Source organism: Streptomyces sp. NPDC001922 (assembly GCF_042891165.1).
Taxonomy (GTDB): Bacteria; Actinomycetota; Actinomycetes; order Streptomycetales; family Streptomycetaceae; genus Streptomyces.
Window position 1 is genome coordinate 164401 of record NZ_JBIASV010000009.1, and the last position, 12892, is coordinate 177292.

A 12892-nucleotide genomic window follows, 5' to 3' on the forward strand; every position below is an offset into this window, starting at 1 on the left:
CCGGACCGGAGAGCCCGGTCGGCGGTGGACGAGAGGGACGTCGACCAGGCGGTGGACGAGGCCCTGGCCATCGCGAACGAGGGGCGCCGGCCGCTGACGGGACGGCACTCGACCGGGTCCGCCGATACGGCCGAGCCTCGTCACGGTGGGCGAACCGGTGCGACCGCCCGTGGCGCCGACCGGATGAGCGGTCGTCAGGCATCTCCCCATCGCCCCGATCGGGGGACCGGCCACCGCCATCAGCCGTCCGAAGGCGATGAACTCGCCGTCCCGGCATGGCTCACGCCTCGGCATGTCCCCTCCGGCCGGCACCCGCGGCCCGATGCCGAAGCCCGGTACGGAGCCTCCGGCCGGTCCGACGCCCGCCCCGGTCCGGATACCGGTCCCGGCCCCGTGCCCGATCCCGAGTCGGAGCCAAGGCAGGATCCCGAGCGGCGCACCAGAACCGACCACGACGCGAGGACGGGACCCGACCGCGACCACCCGAGGACCGACCACCCGAGGACCGGAACCGACCACGCCCCCCGCACCCCGAATCCCACGGCGCACCCCGGCGTGGGATCAGGGGCAGCCGCGCCCGCTTCTGCCGGTGGCCGTGCCCGTCACGGAGCGACTCCATGGCCCGCTGCCCGGGAACGGGCCGCCCGGGCGGCGAGCGGTCCCCTGCCGACGGAGATCCTGGGACTGGGCGACTCGCTGGGACGCATCCTCGCCGAGCCGCTGCCGGCGCTGACCGACCTGCCCTCCTTCGACACCTCCGCGATGGACGGCTGGGCCCTCGCCGGTCCCGGCCCCTGGACGGTCGACGATCCCGGTGAACCCGGCATTCTCGCCGGTCAGGAGGGTCCTGCGGCGCTGCCCGACGGGCACGCCGTCCGCATCGCCACCGGGGCTCCCGTTCCTGCCGGAACCACCGCGGTGCTGCGCACCGAGCACGGCGGGACCAGAGGGCGGCCCGGCTCCCCCGGCGAGCGCCTGCACATCGCCCCCGGCCGGAACATCACCCCCGGCCAGGACATCCGCCCCCGAGGCCAGGAGTGCCGCCGCGGCGACCGGCTGCTGCCCGGCGGGACCCTCGTCACCCCTGCCGTGCTCGGCCTCGCGGCCGCCGCCGGCTATGACGAACTGCCGACCGTCGCACGCCCCCGGGTCGAGGTCCTCGTCCTCGGCGACGAGCTGCTGACCAGCGGACTTCCCCGCGAAGGGCGTATCCGCGACGCGCTCGGACCGATGCTCGGCCCCTGGCTGCGGGCGCTCGGGGCGGACGTGGTGTCCACCCGCCGGCTCGGCGACGACGCCGGCGTCCTGCACCGGGCCGTCGCCGACTCCACCGCCGACCTCCTCGTCACGACCGGTGGCACCGCCGCCGGCCCCGTCGACCACCTCCATCCGATCCTGCGCCGGGCCGGTGCCACGCTGCTGGTCGACGGTGTGGCCGTGCGCCCGGGGCACCCGATGCTGCTCGCCCGACTCGCCCCGGAACGGCACCTGGTGGGGCTCCCCGGCAATCCGCTCGCAGCTGTCTCCGGCCTGCTCACGCTTGCAGAACCGTTGCTGCGGACGCTCTCCGGCCGCGGCCCGAACCCGTACGCCGTCACGCTGCCGTTCGCCACCGATGTGCAGGGCCATCCTCACGACACCCGTCTCGTCCCGGTCGCCCTCGACGGCGGGGCCGCCAGGCCGCTGCACTTCACCGGTCCGGCCATGCTGCGGGGCATCGCCGCCGCCGACGGGCTCGCCGTCGTACCGCCGGGCGGAGCCGCAGCGGGAACGGATGCGGAGATCCTCGAACTGCCCTGGCCCGACCGGTTCGACGCGGCCGCACCTCCGGCGGGGGACGGCAGCCGGTGAACCGGCCACGGGCGAGCGGGCGGCCCCGCACGGCGACCGTCCGTCCGCGAACGGCGCGCTGACGGACCGGCGGGTGCCACGGAGCGGCGTCGGCCGCCGCCCCGGGCCTGCGTGATCGTCGTGCCGTCCGGGGGCGGAGTAGCCTCGCCGCCATGCCTATGAACGCGATCACCATCCCCGAACCCGGCGGACCCGAGGCCCTGGTGTGGGCCGAGGTCCCGGAACCCGTCCCCGGCGAGGGAGAAGTCCTGGTCGAGGTCGCGGCCGGCGCGGTCAATCGTGCCGATCTGCTGCAGCGGCAGGGCTTCTACGATCCGCCGCCCGGCTCCTCCCCGTACCCCGGCCTGGAGTGTTCCGGGCGGATCACCGCCCTGGGGCCCAATGTGTCCGGGTGGGCCGTGGGCGACGAGGTGTGTGCGCTGCTGGCCGGCGGCGGGTACGCGGAGCAGGTCGTGGTCCCGTCGGGCCAGTTGCTGCCGGTGCCGGAGGGCGTCGATCTCGTGACGGCGGCGGCTCTGCCGGAGGCCGTCTGCACCGTCTGGTCCAACGTCTTCATGGTCGCCCACCTGCGCCCCGGGGACACCCTGCTGATCCATGGCGGCTCCAGCGGCATCGGCACGATGGCGATCCAGCTGGCCAAGGCCATCGGCGCTCGGGTCGCGGTGACGGCGGGCAGCGCGGAGAAGCTGGAGCGCTGCCGGGAGTTGGGCGCCGACATCCTGATCGACTACCACGAGCAGGACTTCGTGGAGGAGCTCCGGAAGGCCACCGACGGCAAGGGCGCGGATGTCATCCTCGACATCGTCGGCGCCAAGTATCTGAGCCGGAACGTGAAGGCGCTCGCGGTGAGCGGCCGCCTTGCGGTCATCGGCATGCAGGGTGGCCGCAAGGGAGAGCTGGACCTCGGTGCGCTGCTGGCCAAGCGGGGGGCGGTCACCGCGACCTCGCTGCGCGGGCGCCCGCTCTCGGAGAAGGCCGCGATCGTCGCGGCGGTGCGTGAGCACGTCTGGCCGTTGATCGCCAACGGACGGGTCCGTCCGGTGGTGGACCGGGCCCTGCCGATGCGCGATGCGGCCGAAGCCCATCGGGTGCTGGAGGAGAGCGGCCACATCGGGAAGATCCTGCTGACCGTGTGAAGAGGCGGCCCGGCGCCGGCTCCGGAACAGCGGGCGGACGGCCGCACCGTGGTGGTGAATCGCACGAAATGCCCGAGATGCCGGATTCTTCCGGTCGTGTGACGCTGAACACGGTCACTGCACGGCTCGGCACGGGAGGGGGTCACAGCCGTGGCTCCAGCGCTTCGCCTACGTTTCGCCATCGGCCTCCTTGCGGGGGCCGTGCTGCTGCCGGCACCTGCGGCGTTCGCTCTCGAGGGCCGGTCGGCCCACGTCCCGGGCCGGACACCCGACACCTGGTCCCGGGATCACTCCATCGGACGGACCCCCGGCCTCCGGCCCGGCCCGCAGCTCGCCCTTCCCGTGATCGGACTCCCGTCTCCGCTGCTCGCCGAGCTCGACGGACGCGTCGCCGAATGGCAGCGGAGCAGGGACCCGGGCGGGCCCTTCGCCGGGCGTCTCGCCGGGGAAGGGCGGGCGCGGCCGGGCCGGGGCCCGGACTCGGCGGCCCGCCCCGAGGTGCCGCCGGGAGTGCCGGAACGGCCTGGTGCGCGGAACCCGAGCGCACCGGACGAAGCGCGCAGGCCGAACCGTCCCGCCGTCCCTCCCTCCCCGGGTGCCGGCATCTCCAGGCCACCGGAACCCCACGGATCCGCGAAGCCGGACACCTCCGAGACGGGCCGCGACCGGCTGGAGGCCGAGCGGCCGCGCTCGCCCCGTCCGGCCGAGAGCGGTGCCGCGGAACCGGACGAGCCCGTCACCTCGACGACCGGTCCGGACGGCCCGAGCGCTACCGGCGAGAGCACCGGGCAGACGGTCGCTCAGCACTCCGGACGCATGCTGCGGGTGCTGCCGCTCGGCACCGGGCTGGCGCTCATGGGGATCGGCCTGGCCTTCATCGGCTTCCGGCTCCGCCAGCGCTGATCGGCGCTCGCAGAGCTGCAGGACACCGCGTGGCCGAACGCCGCACGCACCACTGGACCGAACGGCTGCGACCGAGCCGGATGGCCACGATCGAGCCGAACCGGCAGTGACCAGGCGATACGGCCACCTGCGGAGGCAGCGGAGGCAGCGGAGCCAGCGCTCAGCCGTCCACTGCCGAACGGTCCCCGCAACAGTCGCTGACATCCCACCCGCCCCGGAGCCGGGCGTTCCGTAACGACAGCCGCCGGCAACCCGCCCTCCCTCCGGTTTCCCGCCGTTCCTTCGGCCCCTGCCGGCCGCCGGGCACGATGCCGATACCGGTCACCGACGTCTCCGTCGGCGCCGCGGCAGGGTGGATCACGCCCTGGCAGGGGCACAACGCCTTCGAGGCACGGGTGCGAGAGAATGGGCGGCATGGAGATGCCGAGGAACGAACGGTCGCAGGAGAGCCCCCACGTTCTGGTCGTCGGACCCGACGGAATGGCTCTCGGCAACGCCAACCCCGGCGGCGGGGAGGGTGACGACGAGTCGCGCGAGGTCCCGGTGACGGAGATGGTCGAGCAGCCCGCGAAGGTCATGCGCATCGGCAGCATGATCAAGCAGCTTCTGGAGGAGGTCCGGGCGGCTCCTCTCGACGAGGCGAGCCGGGTACGGCTCAAGGAGATCCACGCCAGCTCGGTCAAGGAGCTGGAGGACGGTCTCGCGCCGGAACTCGTCGAGGAACTGGAGCGGCTGTCGCTTCCCTTCACCAACGACGCCATTCCGACCGAGGCCGAACTGCGCATCGCCCAGGCTCAGCTGGTCGGCTGGCTGGAGGGTCTCTTCCACGGCATCCAGACCGCGCTGTTCGCACAGCAGATGGCGGCGCGGGCGCAGTTGGAGCAGATGCGCCGGGCTCTGCCGCCCGGGGTGATGGGTGCCGAGGGCGGCGAGGACGTGCCCGCTCACGGCGGTGCCCGCTCGGGTCCGTACCTCTGAGCACGGAGCTCATCCGGCGGGCCACCGGCACCTCGACCGCTGATCCGGGGGCAGCCCCACGGCTGCCGTCGGCTCGCGCGTCGGGGGCCGTCGCCCGGAGGGAGCCCGCAGCCGTCGCGTGACCGGCGTCGGAGCTCAGCGTCCCGAATCGACCGATGGATCACGGAGCGCCGCATCGGGCCGCGCCCGCAGCGCCGTTGAACCGATACGCCGGAGGGCCCGGTGCGCACATCGCGCGCCGGGCCCTCCGGGCGGAGTCTGTCGTGCTCACTCCGCCACCAGCGCCCCCGCAGCCGTGGCGCAGCTGGGCAGTGTCGACGTGCCGCCCCGAGGACCCAGTCGGCCTACCGGCCCGTGTTCAGGAGGGCCTGCCCGTGGAGACGGTGAGGACGAACTTCTCCGTCTTGTCGTTCGGGTCGAAGGGGTCGCCGTCCAGCGGAGTCTGACGCAGCACCAGGTCCTTGCCCCAGGTGTTCTCGTTCTCGCGCACCACCTCGAACTTCCACCCGGCTGCCCGCAGGCAGTCCTTCACCGAGGTGATGTCGCGGTACTGGAAGTCCGGCGCCGTGAGCTTCGACTTGTCGTCGTAGTACTCGTACGCCTCGGTGCACGCCTCGCGCTTGACGGTCTTCGTCTTGTCGCCGGGGTTGAACGCCTCGTCGTCATCGTCGTCGTCCGGATCCGGCTTCTCCGACTGGGACGCGTTTCCGGTTCTCGCCTGCTGTCCGCCGCTGTCGTCGCCCTTGTTCACCACGATCGCGGCGATCAGTCCGCCGATCGCGAGCAGCGCCACGAGGGTCGCGCCCACGATCACCGACGCGCTGCTCTTCCCCCCGCTGCCGCCGGTCGACGTCGTGGAGGGCGCCGGCGAGTACGGCGGCGGAGTCTGGGGACCGACGGCGTACGGGGACGGCGGCGGGCTCTGGTAGCCCTGCTGGAGCGGGTGCGTCGGGGGCGGCGGGGTGGACGGCCCGAAGCCGCCCATCTGACCATGGGACGGGTGGGGCTGGTACGGGGTCTGCACCTGCGGCGCCGGCGGGGTGGGCTGGTCCACCGGCGGGAAGACCGCGGACCCCACGCCCGCCCCGCTGCGCGCCGCGGGGCCGCCGGCGATGATGATCGGCGCGGCCCCGGTCTGCCCGCTCCCCGCCACGCGCGCGCACTCGTCGCGCATCGACTCGGCCGTCGGGAAACGCTCGTTGGGGTTCTTCTTCAGGGCCCGCGCGACCAGCGCGTCCACGGCCGGAGGGATCGAGCTGTTGATGCTCGACGGTGCGGCCGGCTCCTCCTGGACGTGGGCGTAGGCGATGGCCAGCGGCGAGTCGGCGTCGAACGGCAGCCGCCCGGTCAGCAGCTCGAAGAGCATGATGCCCACCGAGTACAGGTCGGACCGGGCGTCCACACCGCGGCCCAGCGCCTGCTCCGGCGACAGATACTGCGGAGTGCCGACGACCATGCCGGTCTGCGTCATCGACGTGACCCCGGACTGCATGGCCCGGGCGATGCCGAAGTCCATGACTTTGACCACATTGCGCTTGGTCATCATCACGTTGCCCGGCTTGATGTCCCGGTGGACCAGGCCCATCTCGTGGCTGACCTCGAGCGCCGCCAGCACATCGCCGGTGATCTTCAGCGCCTTGTCGGCGGGCATCGCGCCGTACTGCGCCACATCCGCGTCGAGCACCGAGCGCAGCGGCTTGCCCTCCACGTACTCCATGACGATGTACGGCATCACCGCGCCGCCCTCGCCCTGATCGTCCGACAGCGCGTCCTCGCCGGTGTCGAAGACGGAGACGATATTGGTGTGTGAGAGTTTCGCCACGGACTGGGCCTCGCGGCGGAACCGCTCGCGGAACGACTGTTCCCGGCCGAGTTCGGTGTGCAGTGTCTTGATCGCGACCTGTCGGTCGAGCACGGTGTCGTAGGCCAGGTGCACGGATGCCATACCGCCGGCGCCGAGCAGGTCGCGCAGCTGATAGCGGCCGCCGCCTACCGCACGGCCCTCGTAGCGTCCCTGAGCGCCGTCCTGACTCATTTTCCTGCTCCCCCCGTGGCACGCAGCCTGGCAACGCGGCCCGGTGTACCGATTTCAGCGATGCTGCGATGGTGATTCTCGCCAAAGTCTGCCGCAGGGGTCGGACACGTCAAGCCGCATGCCCGTTCCGTGACTGGTTGCGCAGGAAGAGTTCATGAAGCGTTACTGGCTCACCACGGGATTTGCGCCGCTCGTTCCGGAGCGGGTTTGATGGCCTGTCCATCACGGACCGGCGCGCCCTCCGGACCCTGTAGCGTGCCTTAGCGGAAGACCGTAGGACCGCAGCCATTCGAGCCGCGGACAGAAATGACGGCGAGGACCGATGGCACAGACGCAGCGCGCCCAGGGCCCGTCCGAACCCGAGGCCTCCGGCGGGGGAAACCCCGATGCGCCGGAGCAGTGGGGTAGCGGCGGACTTGTGGGCGACGGCCGCTACCGCCTGACCCACCGCCTCGGCCGCGGAGGCATGGCCGAGGTCTTCGCCGCGGAGGACGTGCGGCTCGGCCGCACCGTGGCCGTCAAGCTCCTCCGCGCCGACCTCGCCGAGGACCCGGTCTCGAAGGCCCGCTTCACCCGCGAGGCCCAGTCCGTCGCGGGCCTCAACCACCACGCCGTCGTCGCCGTCTACGACTCCGGCGAGGACGTCGTCGGCCCCAACACCGTGCCGTACATCGTCATGGAGTTGGTCGAGGGCCGCACCATCCGCGACCTCCTGCTCAACGCGGAGGCACCGCCGGCGGACCAGGCGCTGATCATCGTCTCCGGTGTGCTGGAGGCGCTGGCCTACAGCCACCATCACGGCATCGTGCACCGTGACATCAAGCCCGCCAACGTGATCATCACCAACAGCGGTGCGGTCAAGGTCATGGACTTCGGCATCGCCCGCGCCCTGCACGGCGCCCAGTCCACCATGACCCAGACCGGCATGGTCATGGGCACCCCGCAGTACCTCTCCCCCGAGCAGGCTCTCGGCAAGGCCGTCGACCACCGCTCCGACCTGTACGCCACGGGCTGCCTTCTCTACGAACTTCTCGCGCTGCGCCCGCCGTTCACCGGCGAGACGCCGCTCTCGGTGGTCTACCAGCACGTTCAGGACACCCCGGTGGCGCCGTCGGAGGTCTCCGACTCGGTGCCGCCGGAGCTCGACGGCCTCGTCATGCGCTCCCTGGCGAAGGACCCGGACGACCGGTTCCAGAGCGCCGAGGAGATGCGCGGGCTGGTGCAGTACGCGCTGCAGATGCTGACCGACAAGGGCGGCCACACCGGCGTGTGGGACACCGGGCCGGTCGAGCACGCGGGCATGAGGACGTCGGCGATGGGGATGGCCGGCACCAGCGTGATGCCGCACCCGAGCCACGGCGACACGTCGCAGATGGGCGTCGGCGGTCCGATCCTGCCGGGCGGCCGGGACGACGACGGCGGCTTCGACGGAGGCCACCGGCAGGGCCGCGGCAACGGCAAGGGCGGCCGTGGCAAGGCGTGGCTGCTCGCCGCACTCGCGGTGATCGCGGTCACGGTGGGGGTCGTGGTGGCCGTCCAGAACATGAAGTCGACGACGAAGGACGACCCCAAGCAACGCCCCACCAGCTCGCAGACGACGAAGAAAGAGTCGAGCGAGCCCTCGGACGAGGAGACGACGGAGGACACCGACACCGGCGACAGCTCGGTGGGCGGCCAGGACGACTACACGCCGTCCTACACCCCTTCGTACACGCCCAGTTACACGCCGTCCTCGACGCCGTCGGTGTCGCCGAGCGAGCAGCCCAGCGAGAGCACCTCGAGCGGTACGGGTGACGGCGGTACGGGCGAGACTCCGGTCCCCTCGGAGGACGACACTGCGACCGACGGCGGCAACGGTGACGACGAGGGCGCCATCGGCAGCCCCGGCACGGTCGGCGAGCCGACGGGCTGACGTCGGCCGGCGGGGCCGCCGGTACCCCGTCGGGCACCGTCCGGTCCGGTCCACCCGGACCGGGCCGGTTCCGCTCAGTCCGCGAAGGCGTCGCGCACGGCCTCGTACTCCCGCGTCCACCAGACCGACAGCGCGGCCGCCGCGGGGAACTGCGGGTCCGCCCTGCCGTCGCGCAGCTGATAGCGCCAGCGCAGCATCCAGAAGTCGTTGAGCCGCTCCCACCAGACCCGGTGCACGGCCGCCGCCAGCTCCTCCGGTGCGGCGCCGGTGGCCCGCCGGTAGGCACGGGCGTACGGCCGCACCTTGGACAGCTCCAGCATTCCCCGCGGGCCGACGAAGAAGATCGCCGCGGCCCGGACCGCCTCCTCGGCGCGCGGCTGGACGCCCAGCCGGTCCCAGTCGAGGATGGCCGCGGGCTCGGCGCCCCGGTAGAGCAGGTTCAGCGGATGGAAGTCGCCGTGCACCCAGCCCGTCGCGGGCTCGGCACCGGCCTCCGGGCGGCGGTGGGCGTGCCGCTCCAGCAGCGCCCGCCGTTCGACGAGCCGGTGCTCGGCCAGTTCGTCGAAGGCGTCCCGGGGCCGCCTCGCACGGGCGAGCGCGAGCAGCTCCTCGATGAGCTCGAAGGTGTCGGAGGGGTCGGCGCTCTCCACCCGGGCCTCCGCTTCCGGGACCGTGGACTGCTGCATCACCCGCTCCAGACAGGTGTGCACCAGCCCCAGCAGGGATCCCAGGCGCCGCGACTGGGCGGCGGTCAGCTCGCCGCCGCCGCGGTGCCGGCCGTCCACCCAGGGGTGCAGCGCGTAGCAGCGGCCGCCGATCACGGCGACGGTGCGCCCCTCCGCGTCCGCGACCGGCGGGGCGACCGGCAGGCCCAGCACGGCGAGCCGCGCGGTGGCGCCGTGCTGGCGGGCGATGGCGGCGCGGTCGCCGTCGAGGTGGTGCTTGAGGAAGTACCGGCCGCGGGTGGTGGCCAGGTGGTAGCCGCGGTTCAGCAGACCCTGTGCGAGGCGCTCGCAGGACAGCGGCTCGCCCGCGCCCTCGTACCGGCGTAACAGGGCGCACAGGGTGCCGCCGTCCGGAGTCCCGCCGGCGGGCCCGTCGGCGGCGGCGTCGGGGCCGTCGTCCGGTCCAGCCCCCTGGCCGCCGTCGCCGTCCGGAGCGGTCCGGGGCGATGGCAGCGGGGCGCGAGAAGCCGGGGCGGCATATGAGCGCGGCACTCGCCAGATGTTAGATCACCCGGGGTCACACAGTGCGCCCGGAATGTCGCAGCGGGACGCCGGACAGGTCGTGCACGGTGATGAACCGGGGCTCGACGTGCAGATATGCCGGCTCGAAGGGGTCGCTGTCGGCGGAGCGCGGCATCCGCCCGAACAGGGCGAGTTCCCGCGGCTCCGGGTCGACACTGCGGGCTGTCCCGGTGAACTGGACGGACCAGATGTCCTCGGTGCCGTGGCCGATGTTGTCCGCCCCGTAGGCCACCACGTTGCCGTCGCAGGCCCGGTGGTAGCCGTAACCGCGGTGCAACCGCAGCAGCACTCTGTCATTAGCCACGATGTGCCGTGCCGGGGTCACGAACGGCAGGGCGCGCATGCTCACCGAGAGCCGGCCGTACGCGATGCTGCGCAGCAGTTCGATCGCGCGGCTGCCGGAAGCGGGCCCGGGGGCGGTTCCGGAGGCAGGGCCGGATGCGGTGCCGGGCGCGGTGCCGGACGGGGGCGTGGGCTCGGTGGACGGGTCGGGGGAGGAGGGGTCGGGGGACATGCCCACCAGCCTGTCCGGTCGAAGCGGACAGCCCTAGGGGCGGCGGCCCTCGAAGCGGAGGCCGTTGGTCCCGATCCGGGCAGCCGGGCCGATCGCGGGCAACTCGCCCGCTCCACGCGCCTCGGGGCCCGCGTCCGGGGGCGGGGTCAGGGGGCCGGGATCAGGGCTTCTCCGCCTGCAGCCGGGCCACGTACGCCGCGGCCTGGGAACGGCGTTCCATGCCGAGCTTCGCCAGCAGGCTGGAGACGTAGTTCTTGATCGTCTTTTCGGCGAGGTGGAGCCGTTCGCCGATGGCCCGGTTGGTCAGGCCCTCTCCGATCAGTTCCAGGATCTTGCGTTCCTGCTCGGTGAGGTTCGCCAGCCGAGAGTCGCTCTCCGGGACGTTCCCGGCCCGCAGCCGGTCCAGCACCCGTGCCGTCGCCACCGGATCGAGCAGGGATTTGCCGGCCGCGACGTCCCGTACGGCGGAGAGCAGCTCATTGCCGCGGATCGCCTTCAGTACGTAGCCGGCGGCCCCTGCCATGATCGCGTCGAAGAGCGCTTCGTCATCGGCGTACGAGGTCAGGATCAGGCACTTGATGTCCTCGTCCGCCGAGCGGATCTCCCGGCAGACCTCCACGCCGCTGCCGTCCGGAAGCCGCACGTCCAGCACGGCTACGTCGGGACGGGTGGCCGGAATGCGGGCCAGCGCGTCCGCGGCGGTGCCGGCCTCGCCGACCACCTCGATATCGTCCTCAACCGACAGAAGGTCATGAACGCCGCGTCGTACCACTTCATGGTCGTCGAGGAGAAATACACTAATTCTTCCTTCTTCGGACACATAGTCAGTCTCACACACGAACTCTTCCCGTGCTCTTGCCCTCCGGGATAACGTGCCGTTGGCCCGGAGGGCTGCAAGGCTGTGACCAGTGGTTGTTCCCGAATTTCTCGATTTACTTGGAAATCCAAGCAAAATCGCAGGTCAGGAGGGGTTTCGCAGAGATGCGAAGCACTGGGTAACGTGCGTGTTGCAGGCCACTGTCCGGGCGCCTGTCACGCCCGTTCGGCCCGCCGCACCTACCCCGTGCGCCGTTCCGAAGCGGGTGAGCCCCTCCCCTGGCCGACGGCCAGGGGGGACACCAGGCCACCCGGCGGATCCCGGGGGCCGGACAGACGGAGGAGCACACCGTGACCGTGGAGAGCACTGCCGCGCGGAAACCGCGTCGCAGCAGCGGCAAGCGAGCCGGCGCCAAGAAGCCACCGGCCGGCCAGCCCGAGCTCGTACAGCTGCTGACGCCGGAGGGCGAGCGGGTCGAGCACCCCGAGTACTCCATCGACCTCACCCCCGACGAGCTGCGCGGCCTGTACCGGGACATGGTGCTGACCCGGCGCTTCGACGCCGAGGCGACCGCGCTGCAGCGGCAGGGCGAGCTGGGCCTGTGGGCATCGCTGCTCGGCCAGGAGGCCGCCCAGATCGGCTCCGGCCGCGCGCTGCGCGACGACGACTACGTCTTCCCCACTTACCGTGAGCACGGTGTCGCCTGGTGTCGCGGGGTCGACCCGACCAATCTGCTCGGCATGTTCCGCGGTGTGAACCACGGCGGCTGGGACCCGAACAGCAACAACTTCCACCTGTACACGATCGTGATCGGCTCGCAGACGCTGCACGCGACCGGTTACGCGATGGGTGTGGCGAAGGACGGCGCCGATTCCGCCGTCATCGCCTACTTCGGGGACGGCGCCTCCAGCCAGGGCGATGTCGCCGAGGCCTTCACCTTCTCCGCGGTCTACAACGCCCCCGTGGTGTTCTTCTGCCAGAACAATCAGTGGGCGATCTCCGAACCCACCGAGCGGCAGACCCGCGTCCCGCTCTACCAGCGTGCTCAGGGCTTCGGCTTCCCCGGTGTCCGGGTCGACGGCAACGACGTACTCGCCTGCCTGGCCGTGACGCGGTCCGCGCTGGAGCGGGCCCGCAGCGGCCAGGGTCCGACCCTCGTCGAGGCCTTCACCTACCGCATGGGTGCCCACACGACCTCCGACGATCCGACCAAGTACCGCCAGGACGACGAGCGGGCGGCCTGGGAGGCCAAGGACCCGATCCAGCGGCTGAAGGCCCACCTGGAGAAGGAAGGGCACGCCGACGAGGCGTACTTCGCCGCGCTGGAGACCGAGAGCGACGCGCTCGCGAAGCGGGTCCGGGAGGCCGTACGTGCCATGCCCGACCCCGACTCCATGGCGATGTTCGAGAACGTCTACGCCGATGGCCACGCGCTGGTCGACGAAGAGCGCGCGCAGTTCGCTGCGTACCAGGCGTCCTTCGCCGAGGAGGGGAACTGA

At 72.3% G+C, this 12892-nt stretch carries 10 protein-coding genes; 6 read left to right on the plus strand and 4 right to left on the minus strand.

The genetic code is table 11. The features are described 5' to 3' along the window. Positions 1–183 precede the first annotated feature (183 nt). The 4 genes from ACFYYR_RS18390 to ACFYYR_RS18405 all read left to right on the plus strand — a co-directional run bounded on the left by ACFYYR_RS18390 (position 184) and on the right by ACFYYR_RS18405 (position 4868). Entirely contained in the window at positions 184–1851 is a 1668-nt protein-coding gene (locus ACFYYR_RS18390; protein WP_388854486.1) for a molybdopterin-binding protein, read from the plus strand. Positions 1852–2009: 158 nt separating this feature from the next. Next, the gene (locus ACFYYR_RS18395; protein WP_388854489.1) at positions 2010–2987 is read left to right on the plus strand and encodes an NAD(P)H-quinone oxidoreductase; all 978 of its coding nucleotides are present in this window, start codon (positions 2010–2012) and stop codon (positions 2985–2987) included. Between the two features lie 150 nt (positions 2988–3137). Continuing rightward, positions 3138–3890, plus strand: coding sequence for a hypothetical protein (locus ACFYYR_RS18400; RefSeq protein WP_388853941.1), 753 nt, complete (start codon positions 3138–3140; stop codon positions 3888–3890). A gap of 414 nt (positions 3891–4304) precedes the next feature. Continuing rightward, positions 4305–4868 carry a bacterial proteasome activator family protein gene (locus ACFYYR_RS18405; protein WP_388853944.1) on the plus strand — a complete coding sequence of 188 codons (564 nt, stop codon included), beginning with the start codon at positions 4305–4307 and terminating at the stop codon, positions 4866–4868. Positions 4869–5226: 358 nt separating this feature from the next. On the opposite strand, the gene ACFYYR_RS18410 is transcribed toward ACFYYR_RS18405, so the two are convergent. Beyond that, on the minus strand, positions 5227–6903 hold the full coding sequence (locus tag ACFYYR_RS18410) for a protein kinase (protein ID WP_388853947.1): 1677 nt from the start codon (positions 6901–6903) through the stop codon (positions 5227–5229). A gap of 322 nt (positions 6904–7225) precedes the next feature. On the opposite strand from ACFYYR_RS18410, the gene ACFYYR_RS18415 reads away from it, so the two are divergent. Next, a complete protein-coding gene (locus tag ACFYYR_RS18415) occupies positions 7226–8815 on the plus strand; it encodes a protein kinase (RefSeq protein WP_388853950.1) in 1590 nt (529 codons plus the stop codon). A 74-nt stretch (positions 8816–8889) separates the two neighbouring features. On the opposite strand, the gene ACFYYR_RS18420 is transcribed toward ACFYYR_RS18415, so the two are convergent. From ACFYYR_RS18420 to ACFYYR_RS18430, 3 genes are all read right to left on the minus strand, one after another. Continuing rightward, on the minus strand, positions 8890–9879 hold the full coding sequence (locus tag ACFYYR_RS18420; protein ID WP_388854492.1) for a phosphotransferase: 990 nt from the start codon (positions 9877–9879) through the stop codon (positions 8890–8892). Positions 9880–10057: 178 nt separating this feature from the next. Beyond that, complete coding sequence (locus ACFYYR_RS18425; protein ID WP_388853953.1) at positions 10058–10576, minus strand: pyridoxamine 5'-phosphate oxidase family protein; 519 nt, start codon at positions 10574–10576, stop codon at positions 10058–10060. 160 nt (positions 10577–10736) lie between these two features. Further along, entirely contained in the window at positions 10737–11396 is a 660-nt protein-coding gene (locus ACFYYR_RS18430; RefSeq protein WP_388853956.1) for a response regulator, read from the minus strand. 347 nt (positions 11397–11743) lie between these two features. Here ACFYYR_RS18430 and pdhA point away from each other — a divergent pair, with 347 nt between their 5' ends. After that, on the plus strand, positions 11744–12892 hold the full coding sequence (gene pdhA / locus ACFYYR_RS18435) for a pyruvate dehydrogenase (acetyl-transferring) E1 component subunit alpha (protein WP_388853959.1): 1149 nt from the start codon (positions 11744–11746) through the stop codon (positions 12890–12892).

Bases quoted from the DNA above. Each gene is read 5' to 3' on its own strand.
- ACFYYR_RS18390 (WP_388854486.1), top strand. From the start codon at position 184: ATGAGCGGTCGTCAGGCATCTCCCCATCGCCCCGATCGGGGGACCGGC.
- ACFYYR_RS18395 (WP_388854489.1), top strand. From the start codon at position 2,010: ATGAACGCGATCACCATCCCCGAACCCGGCGGACCCGAGGCCCTGGTG.
- ACFYYR_RS18405 (WP_388853944.1), top strand. From the start codon at position 4,305: ATGGAGATGCCGAGGAACGAACGGTCGCAGGAGAGCCCCCACGTTCTG.
- ACFYYR_RS18410 (WP_388853947.1), bottom strand. From the start codon at position 6,903: ATGAGTCAGGACGGCGCTCAGGGACGCTACGAGGGCCGTGCGGTAGGC.
- ACFYYR_RS18415 (WP_388853950.1), top strand. From the start codon at position 7,226: ATGGCACAGACGCAGCGCGCCCAGGGCCCGTCCGAACCCGAGGCCTCC.
- ACFYYR_RS18425 (WP_388853953.1), bottom strand. From the start codon at position 10,576: ATGTCCCCCGACCCCTCCTCCCCCGACCCGTCCACCGAGCCCACGCCC.